Genomic DNA, 1,362 nt, shown 5'->3' with positions numbered 1-1,362 from the left:
TCTTTAATCCCGCTCTGATGGCCTTGCCTCCTGACCTGGTGGCCAGGGAGGATCTACCGTCGGCCAATGCCCTTATTTCGCTGAGTTTCAACCTTGCTGGTCTGTTTGGGCCGGCCCTGGCGGCCCTTCTGATCGCGGTTGCGGGACCTTTTGTCGCTTTCGCGCTCGATGCTGTCAGCTTCTTTATTTCAGTGGCCTTCCTGTTGCCAGTCCCTATCAGCGAGGGCCATAGGCAGCAAGGGCCGCAGGCGTTGCCTTCCTTGCACTCGACTGGGGATGGTGATACGGCGGGCGCCCTGGAAGGAAAAGGAGGCCTCATCTCAGGGATCCGGCGTCTCCGTCCGGTTGTGGGAGATCTCATTGAGGGTCTGGGCTATGTGCGCAGCTCGCCCTGGATCTGGGTCACCCTGCTTAGCTCCATGCTCGTCAACGTCTCCTTCATGGCTACGATAGCTGTCTCGCTGCCCAAGCTTGTGCAGACGGTCTATGGGCAAGGGGCTACTCTGCTGGGCTTCCTCAACTCGGCTGAAGCTGTAGGCTCGCTCCTTGGAATCGTGCTGCTTGGGGCTGTGCTCCGACTGGGGCGGCGTGGGCTGCTAGCCTATCTCTCTTTATCGCTCAGCAGCGTCGGGGTGCTCTCCTTTGGACTTATCCCCGTCGCGTGGGCCTGGTGGCTGGCGCCCCTGGCCTCTCTCCTGGTGGGCTTTGGCCTGACCTTTTTTAACACTGTCTATTTCACTATCCTGCAGGAGCAGGTTCCTGGCGATAAGCTGGGACGGGTCATCAGCCTGGATACCTTTGGGTCGTTAGGCATATCTCCGCTGGGACAAGCGCTCGGCGGGATCCTGACCGATCGCATTGGGGCCGCTGCTGTTTTTCTTCTGTTTGGCGTGCTCGGGCTGGGGGGGAGCCTCTCGCCTTTACTGGTGCGGGAGGTGCGCGAAACCTTGTGAGCCAGACTGGGCCTCCCGACAGTGGGCCTGGCAGCTGACTACCGGTTGACAACAGGCGGAGGCCTGCCCGCATGGTCAGACCCAGGTCCAGGATAGTGATTGATAGGGAGTGGTGGGACGGTCAGCCGCTGGCCGCATGCTGCTCCAGGCTTGCTGTGCTGATCGAGGAGAAGAGAAAGGAAGAACTCCCGACCCGCTTAGATGGTTGAGATGGGGGAGAGAAGTCTGGCCCAATACTCAACGGGGGGTCAGTGAGCAATGGCGGGGTGTGTTCAACCAGCAGGGGGAGGAAGAGGCGAAGGGAGGAGGGGAATTGCCGGAGTAGGCAGGAAGTTGCTACACGGTTGCTATCTGGAGAGGAAAGCCAAAATCGAGGCCGCTTCGGAAGCGGCCTCGATTGGTGGAGATG

The 1,362-nt window shown here is 60.3% G+C and carries 1 protein-coding gene; it reads left to right on the top strand.

Going from position 1 to position 1,362, the window contains the following annotated elements; translation table 11 throughout:
* Positions 1 to 953, top strand: a 953-nt coding sequence (locus ACFMO7_RS02435) for an MFS transporter (protein ID WP_376793941.1), incomplete at its 5' end; no start/stop codon positions are given.
* Positions 954 to 1,362: the final 409 nt, after the last annotated feature.

It is taken from the genome of Thermogemmatispora sp., assembly GCF_042408735.1.
Classification (GTDB): Bacteria; Chloroflexota; Ktedonobacteria; order Ktedonobacterales; family Ktedonobacteraceae; genus Thermogemmatispora.
The sequence above is the reverse complement of the archived record's forward strand: the minus strand, read 5'-3'. Positions and strand labels throughout refer to the sequence as shown.